Below are 19,290 nucleotides of genomic sequence, written 5' to 3'. Positions count from 1 at the left end.
ACTGGACTATACCAATATTCCTAGAGCCGAATTACGGAGCTTCGGGGTGATGGGCGGAACCGATCGACGCGATCTTCTCAAAATGGCCGGTGGCCTGGGGGTTACCGCGCTCTGGCCGGGGTTGATCGCACGGGCGTCTGCGATCCCGGCGGCGCGGCGTGTCGGCACGATCGACGACGTGCAGCACATCGTCGTGCACATGCAGGAGAACAGGGCCTTCGATCACTATCTGGGCATGCTGAACGGCGTGCGCGGGTTCGGCGATCCGCGTCCGCTGCGCCTTTCGGGTGGGTCGAGCGTCTTCGCGCAACCATCGGCCGAACATCCCGACGGCCATGTCCTGCCCTATCACGGCGATTCGCGCACCACGCGTTCGTTCGCGGTCGACGGTGCCGATCAGTCACATATCGAAAATATGCAGATCTTCGACCGCGGGCGATTCGGTCGCTGGGGACATAGTGGCGAGTTGCGCAACCGGATGCTGCATTATGGGCCAGGCGACCTCCCCTTCTATTACGCGCTCGCCGACGCCTTCACGGTCTGCGACGCCTATCACTGTTCGACGATGACGCAGACCTATCCGAACCGGCTGCACCTGTTCAGCGGGTGCAACGGCGGCGGGGCGGTGGGTGGCGACCCGCAGATGCAGAATTTTGGCGAGGACGAAACGCCCAGCGCCGACATGGCGACCGACAAGCCGCTAAGCGCCGACGCCTATCGCTGGACCAGCTATGCCGAGCGGTTGCAGGCGGCGGGGATCGATTGGAAAGTCTATCAGGAATACGACAATTTCGGCGACAACCTGCTTTCGGTCTTCCCCGCATTCCGCCCGTGCGATCGCGGCTCCGAGCTGTACCGGCGCGGCCGCGCCTGGGTCAGCGAGCATGAAAGCGGGCCCGATCGCACGCGCTCGGACGGGGATCAGTTGGTCGCGGCGTTCCGGCGCGACGTAGCGGCGGGAACGCTGCCGCAGATTTCGTGGATCGTGTCCGCCGCCGACCTGTCCGAACATCCCACCGCCGAGCCGGCGCGCGGCGAACAGCTGACCGCACGCCTGATCGAAGCGCTGGTCGATCATCCCGAGACGTTCGCGAAGACCGTCTTCATCCTCACCTATGACGAGGCCGGCGGGCTGTTCGATCACATGCCCCCGCCGGTCCCGCCGGTCGGGCGCTATCGCGGCCACTCTACCGTCTCCACGGCGGGCGAGGCGAAGGATTATCGCGGCACCGATCTGGCGGGGGGCGAGGCGCATCCGATCGGACTGGGCATCCGCGTACCGACGATCATCGTATCGCCATGGACCAGCGGCGGCCATGTCTGTTCGCAACTGTTCGATCACACGTCGATCCTGCGCTTCATGGAGCGGCGGTTCGGCGTCATCGAACCGAACATCAGCGCATGGCGCCGATCGGTGTGCGGCGACCTGACCAGTGCGTTCGACTTCGCTGCGCCGGCCGGCCCGCCGGCCCGTCCATTGCCGCCAACCGGCGACGTGCCGGCGCGGATCGCGCGTTCGTTGGCCGGCACCGCCAACGCCATACCCGCGCGACAGATCGCCGCGACGCCCTTGCCGGGCCAGCGCAGCCATTGCCCGCTGCCCTATGCCGTCGATCTGAAAGCCGCCATCACGCCGCAGGGGGAGGTGCGGCTGGAATTCGTCAACACCGGCACCGTCGGCGCGACCTTCACCGTCCACGACAACCACGATCGCGAGGAGCCATGGCATTTCACCATCGGCGCGGGCGCCCGCCACGCGACCACGGGGTTCGGCACCGCCGCGACCGGCTATGACCTGACGGTTCGGGGGCCGAACGGCTTCTGGCGGCGAATCGCGGCGGAGGCTGGCGCGCGCACCCCGCCAATGGTCGACATCGCGCCGCATCGTGATGGCCTCGCGTTGAACATCCGCAATCCCGACGCCGCACCGATCACAATGCAACTCGCGATGGACCCGCGCTATCCGGTTACTGGTGCACGAAAACGCACGATCGCCGTGCCGCCTGGCGCCGAACGGCGCGTCTTATGGCCGTTGATCGCCAGCGACCAATGGTATGATCTGACCCTGACGCGCGCCGACGATCCTGGTTACCTGTATCGTTTCGCGGGCAAGGTCGAGACGGACCGCAAAGGGCGTACCGATCCCGGCATCGGCGCGATGCAGGTGACGGCGTGATTCGGCGCGCGTCGTTTGCGGCGCTGGCGTTGCTGACCGCCAGTGCAACGTCGCCCGAGTCCAGACGCTATCTCGATGCGGGTCAATTCCCCGACGGCATGGCGATCCTGCCGCCCCCGCCTGCACCGGACAGCCCAGCCGGGCGGCTCGATCGACAGATTTTTCGCGACACCCGGCGGCTGGCTGGTTCGCCGCGCTGGCGGATCGCAGTCGAGGACGTGACCAACGAACCGCTGGATCGTTACGCATGCGCAATGGGCTTGCGGCTCGACGTACGGACCGTGCCTGTCACCGCTCACCTGCTCGACCGCGCGAGCGCCGCACCGGTCGTCGATCCGGTCAAGCGCGCCTATCGCGTGCGCCGACCGTATCTCGACGCTCCGGCCGCGCCGATCTGTGAAGCGAAGACCGCGCATCTGGCGGGCAACGGGGACTATCCATCCGGTCACACGGCGGCGGGTTGGCTCGAGGCGCTGATCCTTGCCGAACTCATGCCCGACCGTGCCGGAGCGATCCTGGCGCGGGGTCGCGGCTATGGCGAAAGCCGTGCGGTGTGCGGATCGCATTCGCTGAGCGCGGTCCAGGCAGGCTATCTCGCCGGGGCGAGCGCCTATGCAGCGCTCCATTCCAGTCCCGCGTTCCGCCGCGACATCGTTCGCGCGCGTGCCGAGCTCGCCCGCGTCCGTCGACGGGCCAACCCGCCCGACCCCGAAATATGCGCGGCGCAGGCAGCCACGCTGGCGGAGCGTCCGTGGTGAGCCGTGCCAGCGACGATCGTCAAAACTCCGGCCTCTCCCTACTGCTGGGCGGACTGGCGGCGTTCGCGGTCTATTTCGCGATGTACGCCTTTCGCAAACCCTTTGCGGCGGCAACCTATGTCGATGTCGCGGGCTGGCATGGCGCAATCGACTACAAGACCGCGCTACTAATCGCGCAGGTCGTCGGCTACGCCCTGTCCAAGCTGATCGGCGTACGCGTGATCGCGGAGGCGGGCCGCGACGCGCGGGCGCGACTGATCCTCATGCTGATCGCCGCATCGTGGATCGCGCTCGTACTGTTCGCGGTGATCCCGGCACCGTGGAACGTGGTATGCATGTTTCTCAACGGGTTGCCGTTGGGTCTGATCTGGGGGCTGGTGTTCAGCTATGTCGAGGGACGGCGCGCCTCCGAACTGCTCGGCGCGATGCTGTGCGCCAGTTTCATTCTGTCGTCGGGCGTGGTCAAATCGGTCGCGACCTTGCTGATCGAAGCGGGCGTGTCGGAATGGTGGATGCCTGCGGCGACCGGATTGGCCATCACTCCGCTGCTGATCGTCGCGCTGTGGCAGTTGGAGCGACTACCGCCGCCCGATGCGCGTGACCGCGCCGAACGGGTTGAGCGCGTACCGATGTCAGCGGCGGAGCGCGCGGCCTTCTGGCGAGCGCATGGCAGGACGCTGGCGATGCTGGTGCTCGCCTATACGCTGCTGACCGCGATGCGGGACGTGCGCGACAATTTCTCCGCCGAGATCTGGACATCGCTGGGGTATGGCGGGCAGGCGACGTTGTTTACGCTGAGCGAACTGCCGGTCGCGGTCGTGACGCTTGGGGTGCTGGCGGCGTTGATGCTGGTGCGCGACAATCGCCGCGCGCTGCTGCTGATGCATGGGCTGATCGCAGCCGGCGCGGCGATCCTCGGCGCGGCGACGCTTGCTTTCCAGGCCGGGATGTTGTCGCCTTTGGCATGGATGAGCCTGACGGGTGCGGGGCTGTATCTCGCATATACCCCGTTCAATGCGATGCTCTTCGACCGGATGATCGCGGCAATCGGGACGGCGGCCAACGCCGGTTTTCTGATCTATGTCGCCGATTCTTCCGGTTATGCGGGCAGCGTCGCGCTGCTGCTCGCACGCAGTGTCGCCGCGCCGCATGTCGAATGGCTGCGCTTCTTCGAACGCTGCAGTTACGCGACCGCCCTTGTGGTGCTGGTGCTGACCGGATTGTCGGCGCTGCGTTTCCTGTCCGCTCCGCTCAAAGGACGTCGCCATGCAACGATATGACGTGGCCATCGTCGGAGCGGGTATCGTCGGGCTGGCCCATGCGCTGGCCGCTGCACGACATGGGCAGCGGATCATCGTCATCGATCGCGATGCCGCCGCCAATGGTGCGTCGATCCGCAATTTCGGCTTCGTCACGGTCAACAGGTCAGGCGGCTGGCGACGTCTGGCAACTGGCGCGACGCAGCGCTACGGTCTGGGCGGACGTCGCCGCGGCAGCCGCAATACCGATCGAGCAACGCGGGCTGCTGCTGACCGCGCGCCGGCCGGAGGCGGAGGCGGTTCTCGATGCCTTCCTCGCCACCGACATGGGCAGCGATTGCGTTCGCCTGTCGGCCCGCGATCTCGCACGCGACTGGCCGATGGTCGCCCAAATGCGCGCCGCCTTGTGGAGCCCGCACGATCTGCGGGTCGAATCGCGCGCGGCGATCCCCCGCCTTGCCGCCTGGCTGGCGGAGGCGCATGGCGTAACCTTTGCCTATGGAACCGCCGTCCATTCGGTGTCGAACGGGCGGCTGGACACCACGGCAGGTCCGATCGCGGCCGACCGCATTGTCCTGTGTCCGGGTGACGACTGGGCGACCCTGTTCCCCGACATCTACGCCGCGGCCGGCATCACGCGCTGCACGTTGCAGATGCTGCGGCTGGCACCGCCCGGCTGGCGGATCGCCGCGCCGGTCATGGGCGATCTCAGCATGGTCCGCTATGCCGGCTATGCCGCCCTGCCCGAAGCGGTGGCGCTACGCGCCCGGCTCGAGGAGGAGGCGGCGGAGATGCTGGCCGATGGCGTGCATCTCATCGTCGTGCAAGGCGCGGACGGTTCGCTGGTTGTCGGCGACAGTCATCATTATGCCGCGACGCCACCGCCTTTTGCGCCCGCCGCCGTCGAGGCCCGCATCCTTGCCGCTTACGCCGAGTGCCTGGGGGCACCGCCGGCAGTGATCGAGCGCTGGACCGGAACCTATGCGTCGGGCGCCGACCATCACCTGATCGCCGCCCCGATGCCCGACGTGCGGCTGGTGGTCGTGACCGGCGGCACCGGCGCCTCGACGGCCTTCGCACTTGCCGAACGCGTGATCAATCAATGGACGAAATTGGCATGATGCAACTCAAAGCCGTGGTGTTCGACTGGGCGGGCACGATGATCGATTTCGGCAGCCGCGCGCCAGTGGTCGCGCTGTGCCGCGCCTTCGCCGCCGCCGGGGTGCCGATCGACGAAGCCGAGGCGCGCGCAGACATGGGCCGTGCGAAGCGCGATCATATCGCGGCGCTGCTGCGCCAGCCACGCATCGCGCATGCATGGGCAGTCCGACACCGCACCGCACCAAGCGACGCGGATGGCGACCGGGTGTTCGCCGCGATCGATCCGATGATGCGCGACGCCGCGCGCGACTGCGCCGATCTGATTCCCGGCGCGGCGGAGGTGGCGGCGCGGCTCCAGGCGGCGGGTGTCGGGGTCGGCTCCTGCACTGGCTATACGCGAACGATGATGGCCGACATCCTGCCTTTGGCCGCCGCTCAGGGCTATCGCCCCGACCGCGTCGTGTGCGCCGGCGAAACGGCGGAGGGGCGCCCTTCCCCGCTGATGCTCTGGAAGAACCTGGTCGAACTAGGTGCTTGGCCCGTCGAAGCCTGTATCAAGGTCGACGATGCCGCGGTCGGCATCGCCGAGGGGCGCGCGGCCGGTGTCTGGACGGTCGGTGTCGCCGCCAGCGGCAACGGCGTCGGACTGTCCCTGCCTGAACTGGCAGCGCTTCCGCCCACCGAACGCACCGAACGGATTGCGACCGCTGCCGAAATCTTGCGCGGCGCAGGCGCCCATGTCGTCATCGATACGGTCGCCGACCTGCCGGATGCCGTGCGCCAGCTGTCATTGCGCACCACGGCATTTGACTGAGCAGGCCGATCCGTCGCATTGACCGGCGGATAGCCGGAACCCGGTCCTCGACGTCGCCGATCGCGGCTGGATCGATGGCTCATCTACGGTGACCGGCCGGCTTAGTGGTAATTACCGTAACACTGCCACCGGGGCCGGGAATGCTATTGGAAGAACGCCGCCCGGGTCGGGAGCATGGCGGCACCGATCGCTGCCGCGTCGCTTCCAATGGTCGAAGGAACCAGGCACGGCACGGGTCGATGATGCCCCCGCCGCGCCGGGTTGGTGAAGCGGATCCGTGCGATCATACGATCGGCAAGGGCTGGCGGCAGACGACCGCCCAGCGCGATGATCTCGGGGTCGAGCACATCGGATATGGCGGACACGACGAGGTTCAAGGAAGGCACGCACCGATCGAGCCAGGCGTCCACCGCCGGCGCATGGATATCGAGTTCGCGCAGCATCGTCCGCAACCCGTCAAACGCCATGCCGTGATCGGCAAGATGCCGGCGTAAATTCTCCAGATTGGGCTGATACCATCCCTCCGGCAGGATCGACGCGAATTCGCCCGCATTGCCGTTCGTCCCGCGCAACGGCGCGCCTCTCGCCACGAGGCCGCCGCCAAACCCCGCCGCGAAATAGAGATAGGCGAAATTGGGGCAGTTTCGTCCGACCCCCAGAATCGCTTCGCCTACCGCCGCGACGTTCCCGTCATTGTCCACCCATACCGGACCGCGCAATGCTGCGGCGAGCAGCGTGTCGAGTGGACGCAGCGCCCAGCAATCGAGCGACGCGGGCGGATTGAGCCGCGCGCCGTCACCGAGGAAATAGCCCGTGACGCCGACCCCGATGCCCAGGCGGCGCGCCGGATCTAGTCCGGCCTCTGCGACCGCAGCCGCGATCATACCGTCGATCTGCTGCACGCCTGCATCGAAATCGTCATGGTCGAGTGGCGCCGAGGCACGCGCACGGACGCTTCCGGCAAAATCGACCAGTACGAGCGTGACCGCGTCCGTCATCACGGAGACGCCGACCGAAAAGGCTGCGTCGGGGTTCAGGCGCAGCGGCGCGCCAGGTTTGCCGCGGCCCATGATTTCGGGCGCACCCTCCACCACCAGTTCCCGCTCCAGCAGCGGCTCGATCAGCCGGCCCACCGAATGTGGGGCGAGGGTAGTGACCCGGGCGAGTTCCGCCCGCGAGGCCATTCCGCGTCGCGACAGCAACGACAGGACAACCCGCTCGTTGGCGGTCGCCGTCCGCTGGCCGTCCGCGCGCAGGAAGTGGGACGGGAAGGCACCCGCATAGCGATCGATCATCCGCGTGTTGCGCCGCGCGCGGACCCGCTTGTCAAGCTCGTCGGCACAAGCAGCAGCGCCGCCAGGATGCACAAGGCCGCCGCCACACCGGACAGGCCCATCAGTCCGATCGGTGTGAAGCTGGTCCCTTCGCCCAGCGCCGTCGTCACCACCAGTCCGGCTGCACCCAATGCCAACTTGCCGGCCATCGTGAAGCGGGCATAGTCGCTCGCCCCCCCGGCCAGTCGCGACAACAGCGCCCACCCGATCAGATTGGTCGCCCCCATCGCCGCCCCCAGCAGGACGGGCAGCGTCACGCCGCCGATCACCACCAGCAGCGGCCCGGCCAGCGCCGCGCCCGCATAGATTCCGGCGAGCAGGCGCAGTCCCCGTCGCGCGTCCGGCATCGCAAGCGGCAGCAGCGCCGCCACCGTCCGACCAGCAGTGAGCAGGATCAGGATCGCTCCGCTATCAAGGCTGTCCGGCGCCGCCGGCAGGTGCATCGCGCCCTTGCCCAATGCGGCCAGTGCGACCATTCCAGCGATACTGCCTATGAGGAACCGCCATGGCAGGCCGGGCGACGCGTTACCGCCCGCCTTCGTCTGCACCCTCGGCATCCGCATCAACAGCGGCAGCAACGCCGCGCCACCCGTCAGCGCGGCGAGCGCGAGCCCGTTCAGCAGCCACGGGATGTTCGCGCGATCGCCCAGCGCATGCAGCCCGATCCCCACGATCGCCGCCGCCGCGCCTGTTCCCAGCGTCCGTCCGCGGGACAGCCGGGTTGCCGCGGGCAGATCGGCGGCGAGCCGCGACATGATCGCGTTGTGGGGCACGTCATAGGCGGCATAGCCGAGCCGGAACGCCAACGTCGCCAACAGCAGCGCGCTCCACCCGAACGGCGCCGCCATGATCGTCAGCGGAAAGGCGACCGCAGCCACCAGCAGCCCCGCCGCGGCAAGGCGCGGGGTGCCGCACGGCCGCCGGTCCAGCCACAGCCCGACGATCGGGTCCGCCATGGCGCTGGCCGCCAACCCGATCAGGAACAGCCACCCTGCCCCCGCCGGATCGACACCGTAGACGGTGACGAGCGCATAGATCGTCACCAGATCGCTCGCGGTCCACAACAGGCTCTTGGCGACATGCGCAGCGTAATAGGCACCGTGCGCCATCGCAGGACTCATCGAACCCAGCGCACCTTGTAGAGATGAATATCGTTCAGCGCGATGCGGCGCCGATCCCGGCCATCGGCGGCCATCACGGTGAAGCCCCCTGCCCACCAGTTCTGCTCGGCCTGCACCCACGCGACGCGATCTTGCGTCGCGCTCACCGCCTTGACCCGCTGTGCTGGATTGAGCGGGCGATAGGGTAAGAAGCTGCCATCATCCGGATCGAACCGCCATGCGCCGTCGTCGGTGGTCACGTAATAGCGATCATCATCGCCCGGCGACAGGTCATGTCCGTCGCGCCGCCCCGGAAGCATCCAGCGCGCGGTCTCGACCAGTCGTGCGGCACGACCACTGCCGGTCAGGCGAAACGCCTGGACGAGATCGTGCGACAGAGCGAACAAGCGACGTCGTTTCGCATCCCACACGGCGCCGTGGCCCGAGGGCAACGGAATTTCCTGTACGACCGTCTCGCTATGTCTGCGGTCGTACAACTGCAAACGATCGCCATCCGGGGCGAGCGACAGCGCGATGGCGATCCGGCCGCCGGGCAGCATCGCCGCCGAATGCGCCATGGGTACGCGCGCCCTGAACAACACCCGCCCGCTCGTACGATCGATCAGGACCGCTCCACCCGTTGACGCAGTGACGAGAATCGAACGACCGTCATTCGCCGGCTTGCATTCGTCGATGTGGGACATCAGCCGCGTCCGGTATTCCGGCGGCAGGTCTCGCGCATCGCGCGCGGTCCAACGCCAGACCTCCTCGGCGTCGTCGGCCGTGATTCGCAACTCCCGCACCTGATCGTCGCCACATGCATAGGCAGTGGGGGCCGGCAGGCCTGCCAAATAGATCATCATCGGTATCAGCATCTTACCCTGCTCCGTCTGTCATGCAGTGCCGCCGTTCCGCGACCGTCACGCATATGTCACCTATAGTTATTAAATGACGCTCGAGTTTCAGAGGCAAGGGGGTTTCATGATGCGACACTTCAATAGGGCGTGGCAGGCAGCGCTGCTGGCGGGTACGGTATTGCCGGTATCGGCACTGGCGCAGCAGGCGGCACCGGATACGTCCGGCGCGGACATCGTCGTCACCGGCTATGCGCGCCAGAACACGCAGGCGATTACCGCAAAGCGCGACAGCGACAATATCGGCGAGTTCCTCGCTAGCGACGAGATCGGCCAGCAGCCCGACTACAACATCTCCGACAGCTTCCGTCGCCTTCCCGGCGTCACCACCGTGTTCGACGAGGACGAGGGCCGTTACGTCGGCATTCGGGGCATGAACCCGAACTTCACCGTCGGGACGCTCGACGGGGCGGTGCTCGCGACGGCCGAGCGACAGAACCGTCAGCTGAACATGGAGGCGATCCCGACCACCGCCGTTGCGCGGCTGGAGGTCATCAAATCGCGTACCCCCGATATCGAGGGCAATGCGATCGGCGGCATCGTCAACCTGCGCAGCCGTTCCGCGTTCGATCGCGGCATCCGCACGTTCGTCGGCAATGCGTTCATCGGCATGTCGGACAGCCGCGCGGTACCAGGCAAGGGTTTCCATCGCCCGACCGACGACGGCATCAACTATCGGGCCGATGCGACGCTCGCGACCCGGTTCGGGGTCGGCGACACATGGGGTCTGGTGCTGACTGGCGCCTATAGCCGCAAGCGGCGCGATCAGGAGCGATTGAACCCCACGGGTTATACCCAGGTGAACGGCGTCACCGTCGCCAGCGGGATCATATCGGCCGGATATCCCAACACCGTGGATCGCTATGGCGGGACGGCGAAGCTGGAATGGCGACCCCATCCGCGCATACAGGCGGAGGTGTCGGGCACCTATTTCCAGCAGTCCGACAACGAACTGCGTCACCAGCAGCAACTGACGCGCGGCGCGATCGACACGGCACGCACTTCCGATGGCACGGCGCGGGTGAACACCGCCGGCGGGTTTCTGCGCTTCAACGACTTCCCGCTCGAAAAGCCGCTCTATCTGGCACAGGGCAAGCTGAAGTGGATCGGCGAGGACGGTCACCATGCCGCCCTGCGCGGCAGTTGGTCGCGCGCGATCTTCCTCGAAGCCTCCAACCAGCTTCAGTTCAACCTGCCGACCAGTACCGCCAACGCCTATAACCAGACGATGGCCGGCGGCGTGCCGATCGCGGTTCTCGACAATCCGGCGACCTTCACCAATCCGGCCAGCTACAACTTCGCCTCCTATACCCCCTATCGCGATCGTTCGCTCGATCTGGTGCGAGAGGGCCAATTCGACTGGGGCTATCGCGATACCGCGTCGGATCGCGGCCTCGGCATCGGCGCGGGACTGAAATACCGGGCGGCTACCCGCGACTTCGACACGCGGCAGGCGGTGTGGAACGCGGCCAGCGGTACGAAGCTGACCGCCGCCGACGTCGTACTGCCGGACCGCTGGACGCCCCTCTATACCGGCGGGCAGAGCCGATCGCAGCCACTGCTCGATTTTACCGCTTTCCAGCGTTATTTCGCGCAGAACCCGGCCGGATTCACACTGAACGCCGCGCAGACCGCGCTGAACGAACGGCGCTCCGACTATATCGTCGATGAAAAGGTGATGGCCGGTTATATCCTGCTTCGCCACACCGGCGATCGCCACAGCCTGATTACCGGCGTCCGCTATGAGGATACCGAGACGACGATCGACGGCTATCGGGTCGCTGGCAGCACGCTGACCCCGCTGACGCGCGGCGCAAGCTATGGGAATTGGCTGCCATCGGCGACGTTCAACTATCGGTTGTCCGATCCGCTCAAGCTGCGTCTCGGCTATTACAAGGCGATCGGGCGTCCCAGTCCCAGCGATCTCGGCACTAACGAGACTCTCAACCAGACGACCCTGGTGCTGACGCGCGGCAATCCCGACCTGCGGCCGCGCGTCGCGCAGAATTTCGACGCGAGCCTCGAATATTACATGCCGGCCAATGGCGGCCTGGTGTCCCTGGCGACCTTCTACAAGGATATCCGCGACGACATCTATTCCCGAGCCGCCGGGACGATGGTCATCGACGGCACCACCTACCAGGTCACGCAGCCGCAGAACTTGGCCGGTTCGCGGGTCTTCGGCGTGGAGGGTGCGCTGGTCGTCAACAAGCTGCGTTTTCTGCCTGGTCCGCTGGCCGATGTCGGCGTGTCGGTCAACGGCACCTACCTGAATGGTCAGTCGCGCTTCCCCGGCGGGGGCAGCTTCGACCGGCTGACCCAGCAGCCCGAGTTCCAGTATAATATGGCGGTCTTCTATCAGCGCGACTGGCTGCAAGCGCGCGCGAGCTTCGCCCATGTTGGTCAGCAATATACCTCGATCAACGCGACCGCATCGAACAACAGCCGCTACGATCGGCCGTTCGATCAGCTCGACCTGCAGACGCGAATGACCTTCGGCCCGGTCCAGATCATCGGCGAAGTCCGGAACGCGACCAACGCGCATCGCGAGAATTTCGACGGGTTCGGCACGCGCGACCAGAATTTCTTCGGTCGCCAGTTCTGGCTTGGCGCGGCGGTGAAGCTGTGAGCCCGCCGCTCGCCCTGATCGCGCTGGCGGCGGCATGGCAGACCCCTGCCACGCCGCCGGTCGACACCCCGCTGTTCGACGGCGTCGCATATCGTCAGGAACGCCGCGTCGACGCCACCGACGAACCGATGGTCGTCCATATCGTCACCCTCGATCTGGCGCGCCCCGGCGTCAGGTTGGGGGTGACGCCACCCGATCGATCGCGCGGGATGGAGTATGTCGCCCACACCGTTCGCGACGCGCTGATTGCCAATCGGGCACAACTTGCCGTCAACGCCAGCTATTTCCTGCCTTTCTATGGTGGATCGCCCAAGAGCGACGACTATTATCCGCACGCAGGCGAGCCGGTGTCCGTATCGGGTGCGGCAATGGGCGGCGGCCGCGTCGCCTCGCCGGTCGAAATCGACCAGGACCTTCGTGTATCGGCCATCCTGTGCATTGGCCGCCACCCGCAGATCCGCGCCGGGCAGCGCTGCCCGGTCGGGACGCGGGATGCCATCGCCGCCGGTCCGCACCTGTTGCAGGGTGGTCGAACCGTGCCGCTCCACCGCGCGCTTCTTGCCGAGGGTGGCAAGGGTCCGCGAACCGCGTTCGGGCTTTCGGCCGATCGGCGGCGGGCGTGGATCATCGTCGTGGACGGGCGGCAACGGGGCTATAGCATGGGCGCGGACAATGCCGCGCTGGTCGCACTGTTCCGCGAACTGGGCGCCAGCGACGCGATGAGCTTCGACGGCGGCGGCTCGTCGACGCTCGCCGCGGCTGCGGGCAAGGGAGCGGTAGTGCTCAACCGGCCCATCCATACCGGCGTCCCGGGACGCGAGCGGCCGGTCGCGAACGAATTGCTGGTGTTCGCGGTACCGCGATCCCGACGCGATTAGCGGGAGGCGCAGCGGGGCGGTACCGCTGCCGTCATACTTCCTTTGGCACCCGAATTTCCCGAAGATACGGGTGCCTATCTCTGTCACCTCGAGTGTGCCACCGCCGTCGATCAGGCATAGGCGTAGACGCCGCCCGCTTTCAGCGCAGCCTGATAGGCGGGGCGGGCGTGGATGCGGTCCAGCCAGGCGATGATGTGGGGGCGGGTCGCGTCGAGGCCGGCGCGACTGCGCGCGGCTTCGAGGGGGAAGCTCATCATGATGTCGGCGGCGGTCAGCGCTTCGCCCGCGAACCATGGGTTCGCGGCGAGGTGCGATTCGACATAGTCGAGATGGACGTCGATCATCGGCTGGATCTTCTTCTGCGCCGCCTTGCCCAGCAACGGCACGCGACCGAGCACCAGCTTTACCAGCAGGGGCGGCATCAACGAGCCTTCGGCATAATGGAGGAAGTGGCGGTAATGGAGCGCGGCGCGGCGGTGCGGTGGCACTCCCAGCCGGCCATCGGCCTTTTCGACCAGATATTCGACGATCGCACCGGTTTCGGCGACGACCAGCGGACCGCCGGTCGCGGCGGCGGTGTCGTCCTCGATCACCGGGGATTTACCCAGGGGATGAACGCGGCGCAGTTCGGGGGGCGCCAACATCGTCGCCTTGTTCCGTTCGTAGCGCTTCACCTCATAGGGAAGCCGCAGTTCCTCGAGCAGCCAGAGGACGCGTTGCGAGCGGGAATTTTCGAGGTGGTGCACGACGATCATCGGAACATCCCTGTATGCGGTCAGCGGCTTGGCCGAACCAATGCGGCAGGCCGAACGAGGTTGCACAAGGACGTTACGCGATCGGTGGAAGTTGACGAAGGTTACACGGAACGGACATTCGGCGGGGCCGGATCGGCATCGAAAAACCGTTTTCGATCAACCGGTAAGGGGTAAGCAAACAAGGATCGGGCGGCACCATGGCCGCCCGATAGTGTCACCGATTACAGATCGTCGTCGCCATCGTCGGCGTCGGGGCCGGTCATCATCTCCTCCGCGACCTTTTCGGTGCGCTGGCGGATCGATGCTTCGAGCTTGTCGCGCAGTTCGGGATGTTCGGTCAGGAAGGTCTTGGCATTCTCCCGCCCCTGCCCGATCCGCACGCTGTCATAGCTGAACCACGCGCCCGATTTCTCGACCAGCCCGGCCTTGACACCGAGGTCGAGGATCTCGCCGATCTTCGAAATGCCCTGCCCGTACATGATGTCGAATTCGACCTGCTTGAACGGCGGGGCGACCTTGTTCTTCACCACCTTCACGCGGGTGGCGTTGCCGATAATCTCGTCGCGGTCCTTGATCTGGCCGGTGCGGCGAATGTCGAGACGGACCGAGGCGTAGAATTTCAGCGCGTTGCCCCCGGTCGTCGTTTCCGGGTTGCCGTACATCACGCCGATCTTCATGCGCAGCTGGTTGATGAAGATCACCATGCAACGCGAACGGCTGATCGAGCCGGTCAGCTTGCGCAGCGATTGCGACATCAGACGCGCCTGCAGCCCGACATGGCTGTCGCCCATCTCGCCCTCGATCTCCGCGCGCGGCACGAGGGCAGCGACCGAGTCCACCACCAGCACGTCGATCGCGTTCGAGCGGACCAGCGTGTCGGTGATCTCCAGCGCCTGTTCACCGGTGTCGGGCTGCGACACGATCAGTTCGTCGATGTTGACGCCCAGCTTCTTCGCATAGACCGGATCGAGCGCGTGTTCGGCGTCGACGAACGCGGCGGTGCCGCCATTCTTCTGCGCCTCGGCGATCACGTGCAGCGCGAGCGTGGTCTTGCCCGAGCTTTCCGGCCCGTACACTTCGATCACGCGCCCGCGCGGCAGGCCGCCGACGCCAAGCGCGATGTCGAGGCCGAGCGACCCGGTCGAGATCGCCTCGACCTGCATCGCTTCCTTCTGGCCCAGCTTCATCGCCGAACCCTTGCCGAACGCACGGTCGATCTGCGCCAGCGCAGCGTCGAGCGCCTTTTGCCGTTCGCCCGCCGCCTTGTCGTTTGCCGCCGCCATCTTGCTATCGACCGCCTTCAGATTTGCCGCCATGTCCAGCCTTTCGCGTAGAGCAACCGCGTCGAGGGTTCAACGCGCCTTGTTGGATTTGCATGTATTCGTTTTGTTCCCATTCCGCAAGTGGTGCGTGCGCCGCTCCGGCAAGATCATGCGCTCCCGGTAGCGCGTTCCACCTAACGTTAACCGGGCGCGGATAGGCGTGACGACGAAGCGAGGCAGCGAAAGGACCCAGGCGTGTTCAGTGTCACCGTCGATCTGGAACATGGGGTGTTCGAGACCGCGATGACCGGTCTGTGGACGATCGATACGATGGAGGATTTCGGCCGGGCGGTCGAGCATGCGATCCACCAAATCCGCGCGACGGGCCGCGCGCCGCTCAGCCTGTGCAACTATAGCGGCGCGATGGTCCAGACGCAGGAAGTCATGGCCGCCTTTGCCGCGATGATGGAGAACCCGGCCGTCCGGTCGAAGCGGGTGGCGGTCTATACCGACGGCGCGCTGACCAGACTGCAGGCGAAGCGCGCCACCGACGAACATGAAGAGTTCCGGTTCTTCACCGACCGGGCCGAGGCGCTGAAATGGTTGCTGACGGCCGACCGGACGACGATGCAGGACTGACCACTGCCGATCGCAGTCCGAGCGGATCTTCCGCACGGCCACCGCGATCGGCTGGCCGGCATCGGCCGGACCGCGTGAGGCGAGGCGATCGTCGGGCATACCCCGCACCAGCGCTCGAACCGAACAAATACAAACACTTCGTCAACCATTCACTTGTATCCAAAACCGATGGAACAGAAGGTCGCTCCTATTCTCCGCCCTTCCCTGCCCGTCCTCGCGACCGGCATCGCCTATTATCTTGCCGCTGCGGTCGCGTTGTTCCTGACGCGGGGCGGCATCGGCATCGCGACGCTGTGGCCCGCGAGCGGTATCCTGTTCGCGGCACTGCTGATCGCGCCGCGGCGACAGGCCGGCTGGCACGTCGCCGCCGCCGCCCTGGCCAGCATCGCCGCCAATCTGGGTGCCGGAAACGGGTGGTGGATCGCCACCGCCTTCACCGTGGCGAACATGGCCGAATCCGTCCTTGCGGTGTGGTTGCTGCACAAGCGCGCGCGGTGTCGCATTTCGTTCACCGACCTGACCGGGCTGACCTGTTTCTGCATGGCCGCGACCATCGCCACCGCAGGCAGCGCGACGATCGCCGCGATCCTGACCCCCCATCCGACGATGCAGACATGGGTCGCATGGTTCACGACCGACCTGCTGGGCATGCTGGTCGTCACGCCGCTGCTGCTGATCGTAGCGGACGCGCTGCGCCGTCCCAAGAACGGCAACCTGCCGGACAAAAGCGTCATGCTGCGGGTGTTCGCAGCGGTGCTGGCCATCACCACCATCGCATTTGCCCAGCAAAGCTATCCGTTGCTGTTCCTGCCGATGCTGGCGGTGCTGTTCGCGGCATTCCGGCTGGGTCCGATCGGCGCGGCGGGCGGCGTGCTGATCGTCGCGGTCGTCAGTTCGATCGCGCTGGGTGTCGATTCGGACCTGCCCGGGCTGAACCGGGCCGGTGTGCTCCCGCGCGGCATCTTCGTACAATTCTACCTCGTGTCGCTGTTCGCCGCGTCGCTGCCGGTCGCCGCGCTGCTGGCGGCGCGCCGGTCGCTGATGGACCGGCTGGCGGAGAAGATGCGGCTGCTGCAACTGGCGGAAAGTGCCGCGAATGTCGGTCATTGGCGGCTCGATACCGGGACCGGGACGATCAGCTGGTCGGCACAGGTATTCCGCATCCACGGCATCGACGGCGATGTCCCGCCCGCGCTGGATGCGGCGATCGACGCCTATCATCCCGAGGATCGCGCGCTGGTGTCCGAACGGATCGGCGCGGCGATCGAACGACGGCACGGCTTCGTCTTCACCGCGCGCATCGTGCGGCCCGATGGCGAAATCCGACACGTGCTGTCCCGCGGCGAGATCGACGTCCGCGACGATGACGATCCGCCGGCGCTGTTCGGGATCATCCAGGACATCACCGCGCAGGTCGCGCACGAAACCGCGCTGCAGGCGGCGCGCATCCGGGCCGAGGAAGCGGCCGCCCACGCCACGATCATGGCCGAGACCGACCAGCTGACCGGCATCGCCAACCGGCGGCGCACCTCGCTGGCGCTCGACGAAGCGGTTCGGGAATCGCTGCGCCATGGCCGACCGGTATCGGTGGCGATGTTCGACATCGACCATTTCAAGCGGATCAACGACCAGTTCGGCCATCATGGCGGCGACGAAGTGCTGAAGCGTGTCGCGGCCAATGCCGCCGGCCAGTTGCGGGCGACCGATACGCTGGGCCGGTTCGGGGGCGAGGAGTTCGTCATCGTCCTGCCCGATGCGGGTGCCGATGCGGCAGTAGGCGCGGCAGAACGGGTGCGGTGCGCGATCGAGGCCGGCGGACGGGATCCCCGGGTGACGATCAGCATCGGTGTCGCGCAACTGATGCCCGGCGAAAGTGCCGAGAGGCTGCTGCGCCGGGCGGACGCCGCGCTGTATGTCGCCAAGCGCGCAGGGCGCAACGCATTGCGGCTGGCGGCGTAGCGGCGGGTCCGGCCGGTGCCAGGAGTCTGACCCGGGAAAGCCGGATCGGGCGGCACCGGCCCAGTGGATCAGACGCTACGCCGCGTGGCCGATCTGGCCGTTGTCGGCATCGAGATCGCGCAGGTCGCGGCCGCGCGTCTCGCGTCCGAACCACGCGACCAGCGCCAGCGACAGCGCGGTGGGGACCATGACCAGCATCGACGACGATCCCATCGACAGCGCCACGCCGCCGATGGTCAGCCCCTGCGCGATCAGCCCGCCCGCCTTGGTACAGGCGGCGACCCAGCCGGTCGCGCGCCCGCGTACCCGCATCGGAAAGCTTTCGGCGGCATAGGGCAGGACGATGGCGATGATGCCGTTGGTACCGACGATCAGCAGCGCGACCGGCAGCACCGGGCTGCCGCTGCCCGCCAGTTCGAGCTGCAACACCAGCAACAGGCCGGCAAGGGTCAGCGCGATCATGACGGCGAGCGACCATTTGGTGCTCCACCGGCTGTAGAGAAAGGCGGCGAGGAACACGGTGGGAAAGGCGATCAGCGCGCTTTCGGCCAGCAGGCGGCTCGACACGCCGACCGAATAGCCCTTTGCCACCAGATCGGCGGGCAGCCACAGCAACAGGCCGAAATTGATAAGGCCCCAGGACAGCGCGCAGATGCTGAGCGCGGCGAGCTTGCCATAGAGTTTGATGCCGGTCAGTGCGGTCGCGCGTGGGCCGGTGATGCGGACGGGCGCGCGGCTGGCCTTCGCACCGAAGCGGCGCATCACCGCCTCCGCCTCCTGCACCCGACCGCGTGCCAGCAGGAATTTTGCCGATTCGGGGATCAGCGCGCCGAGCAGCACCAAGGTCAGCCCGGTCGGCAGGTTGGCGAGCCACAGAATGCGCCAGCCGAAGATCGGTTGCAGGACCGCCGAAATGCCGCTGGCCGCGAAATAGCCGCCGACCGCGCCCAGCCCGCCGACCAGCACGAGGCTCCAGCCCCGATGGCGGTTGGGCATCATCTCGGCAAGCAGCGCATAGGTGACCGGCAGCATGCCTCCGGCGGCGGCGCCCATCATGAAGCACATCGCGATGTTCCAGGCGAGGCTGGGCATCGCGCCGCAGATCGAGGTGCCGACGAACATCACCGCCGACAACAGGATCGACGCCTTTCGCCCATAGACATCGGCGATCCAGCCCCACAGCACCGATCCGGTCACGGTGCCGGCCAGCGCGAAGAACGGCACCAGCGACACGGTGCGTTTGGGCACGCCATATTCGGAAATCATGCCGGGCACGGTGAAGCCCAGCGAGGCGGGCTTCATCACGTCGATGATGAGCGCCACGACGAGTACCGCCATCAGCCCCCAATGGGCGAGGCCGAGTTCGGCATCCTCGGGTGCCGCGACGACGATGTCGGCGGCGGCGGCGCGCTGTGCGGCAAGGTCGCGCGGGAGCAGGCCATAGGCGGCGACCAGCGTGCCGAGCACGATCAGCCCCATCCCGCCCAGCATCATGCCGTCCATCGGCATGCCCGCCAGATGATAGCCCATCGAGCGCGCCATCGCGAACATCGGCAGATGCGCGACGACGCCGATCGTCACCGCGATACAGCCGAGCACGAACGCCCAGACGGCCTGCCGGTCGGATAATGTCGACTTGATCGAACCCATGCGCCTCTCCCGCGGCGGGGTTAGCGGGTGCCGGCGGCGCGGTGAAGCGGTTATGTCCACCG

The 19,290-nt window shown here is 66.8% G+C and carries 15 protein-coding genes and 1 pseudogene; 10 read left to right on the top strand and 6 right to left on the bottom strand.

The genetic code is table 11. The features are described from left to right. Positions 1-49: 49 nt before the first annotated feature. From ACZ1JS_RS03455 to phnX, 6 genes and pseudogenes are all read left to right on the top strand, one after another. On the top strand, positions 50-2,176 hold the full coding sequence (locus ACZ1JS_RS03455; protein ID WP_465168622.1) for a phosphocholine-specific phospholipase C: 2,127 nt from the start codon (positions 50-52) through the stop codon (positions 2,174-2,176). Continuing rightward, positions 2,173-2,934 carry an acid phosphatase gene (locus ACZ1JS_RS03450; RefSeq protein WP_465167724.1) on the top strand — a complete coding sequence of 254 codons (762 nt, stop codon included), beginning with the start codon at positions 2,173-2,175 and terminating at the stop codon, positions 2,932-2,934. Before ACZ1JS_RS03455 ends, ACZ1JS_RS03450 begins: the two co-directional genes overlap by 4 nt. After that, positions 2,931-4,214, top strand: coding sequence for a DUF5690 family protein (locus ACZ1JS_RS03445; RefSeq protein ID WP_465167723.1), 1,284 nt, complete (start codon positions 2,931-2,933; stop codon positions 4,212-4,214). Before ACZ1JS_RS03450 ends, ACZ1JS_RS03445 begins: the two co-directional genes overlap by 4 nt. Beyond that, positions 4,201-4,320 (top strand): annotated as a pseudogene (locus ACZ1JS_RS03440) (FAD-dependent oxidoreductase); the annotation flags it as partial. The gene ACZ1JS_RS03445 and the pseudogene ACZ1JS_RS03440, both read left to right, overlap by 14 nt. After that, positions 4,274-5,314 carry a TIGR03364 family FAD-dependent oxidoreductase gene (locus ACZ1JS_RS03435; protein ID WP_465168621.1) on the top strand — a complete coding sequence of 347 codons (1,041 nt, stop codon included), beginning with the start codon at positions 4,274-4,276 and terminating at the stop codon, positions 5,312-5,314. The pseudogene ACZ1JS_RS03440 and the gene ACZ1JS_RS03435, both read left to right, overlap by 47 nt. Beyond that, a complete protein-coding gene (gene phnX / locus ACZ1JS_RS03430) occupies positions 5,311-6,108 on the top strand; it encodes a phosphonoacetaldehyde hydrolase (RefSeq protein ID WP_465167722.1) in 798 nt (265 codons plus the stop codon). Before ACZ1JS_RS03435 ends, phnX begins: the two co-directional genes overlap by 4 nt. Before the next feature lie 143 nt (positions 6,109-6,251). Here the strand turns inward: phnX and ACZ1JS_RS03425 are convergent, their stop codons facing one another. Genes ACZ1JS_RS03425 through ACZ1JS_RS03415 form a run of 3 tightly spaced genes read right to left on the bottom strand, consistent with a single transcriptional unit; the run spans position 6,252 to position 9,417 of the window. Then, positions 6,252-7,403: an ROK family protein gene (locus ACZ1JS_RS03425; RefSeq protein WP_465167721.1), complete on the bottom strand. Its 1,152-nt coding sequence runs from the start codon at positions 7,401-7,403 to the stop codon at positions 6,252-6,254. Next, positions 7,400-8,563 (bottom strand): MFS transporter, encoded by a 1,164-nt coding sequence (locus tag ACZ1JS_RS03420; RefSeq protein ID WP_465167720.1) that lies wholly within the window; start codon positions 8,561-8,563, stop codon positions 7,400-7,402. The genes ACZ1JS_RS03425 and ACZ1JS_RS03420 overlap by 4 nt, the downstream gene beginning before the upstream one ends. Next, on the bottom strand, positions 8,560-9,417 hold the full coding sequence (locus ACZ1JS_RS03415) for a DUF6528 family protein (RefSeq protein WP_465167719.1): 858 nt from the start codon (positions 9,415-9,417) through the stop codon (positions 8,560-8,562). Before ACZ1JS_RS03415 ends, ACZ1JS_RS03420 begins: the two co-directional genes overlap by 4 nt. 106 nt (positions 9,418-9,523) lie before the next feature. On the opposite strand from ACZ1JS_RS03415, the gene ACZ1JS_RS03410 reads away from it, so the two are divergent. Together ACZ1JS_RS03410 and ACZ1JS_RS03405 are read left to right on the top strand one after the other, a co-directional pair. Continuing rightward, positions 9,524-12,085: a TonB-dependent receptor gene (locus tag ACZ1JS_RS03410; protein ID WP_465167718.1), complete on the top strand. Its 2,562-nt coding sequence runs from the start codon at positions 9,524-9,526 to the stop codon at positions 12,083-12,085. Further along, positions 12,082-12,963, top strand: a complete 882-nt coding sequence (locus ACZ1JS_RS03405; protein WP_465167717.1) for a phosphodiester glycosidase family protein — start codon at positions 12,082-12,084, stop codon at positions 12,961-12,963. Before ACZ1JS_RS03410 ends, ACZ1JS_RS03405 begins: the two co-directional genes overlap by 4 nt. Positions 12,964-13,073: 110 nt before the next feature. Here ACZ1JS_RS03405 and ACZ1JS_RS03400 read toward each other — a convergent pair whose 3' ends face one another. Beyond that, entirely contained in the window at positions 13,074-13,718 is a 645-nt protein-coding gene (locus tag ACZ1JS_RS03400; protein ID WP_465167716.1) for a glutathione S-transferase family protein, read from the bottom strand. 221 nt (positions 13,719-13,939) lie between these two features. After that, complete coding sequence (gene recA, locus ACZ1JS_RS03395) at positions 13,940-15,001, bottom strand: recombinase RecA (RefSeq protein WP_440489941.1); 1,062 nt, start codon at positions 14,999-15,001, stop codon at positions 13,940-13,942. Positions 15,002-15,235: 234 nt separating this feature from the next. Between recA and ACZ1JS_RS03390 the strand changes: the two genes are divergently transcribed. After that, complete coding sequence (locus ACZ1JS_RS03390) at positions 15,236-15,619, top strand: STAS/SEC14 domain-containing protein (RefSeq protein ID WP_465167715.1); 384 nt, start codon at positions 15,236-15,238, stop codon at positions 15,617-15,619. A 168-nt stretch (positions 15,620-15,787) separates the two neighbouring features. Continuing rightward, positions 15,788-17,578, top strand: a complete 1,791-nt coding sequence (locus ACZ1JS_RS03385; RefSeq protein ID WP_465167714.1) for a sensor domain-containing diguanylate cyclase — start codon at positions 15,788-15,790, stop codon at positions 17,576-17,578. Between the two features lie 75 nt (positions 17,579-17,653). Here ACZ1JS_RS03385 and ACZ1JS_RS03380 read toward each other — a convergent pair whose 3' ends face one another. Then, positions 17,654-19,228 (bottom strand): MFS transporter, encoded by a 1,575-nt coding sequence (locus tag ACZ1JS_RS03380; protein ID WP_465167713.1) that lies wholly within the window; start codon positions 19,226-19,228, stop codon positions 17,654-17,656. Positions 19,229-19,290: the final 62 nt, after the last annotated feature.

This window comes from Sphingomonas sp. BL-S-05 (assembly GCF_055521695.1).
Note: the sequence above shows the minus strand (reverse complement) of the source record. Positions and strands in the feature narration are given on the sequence as shown.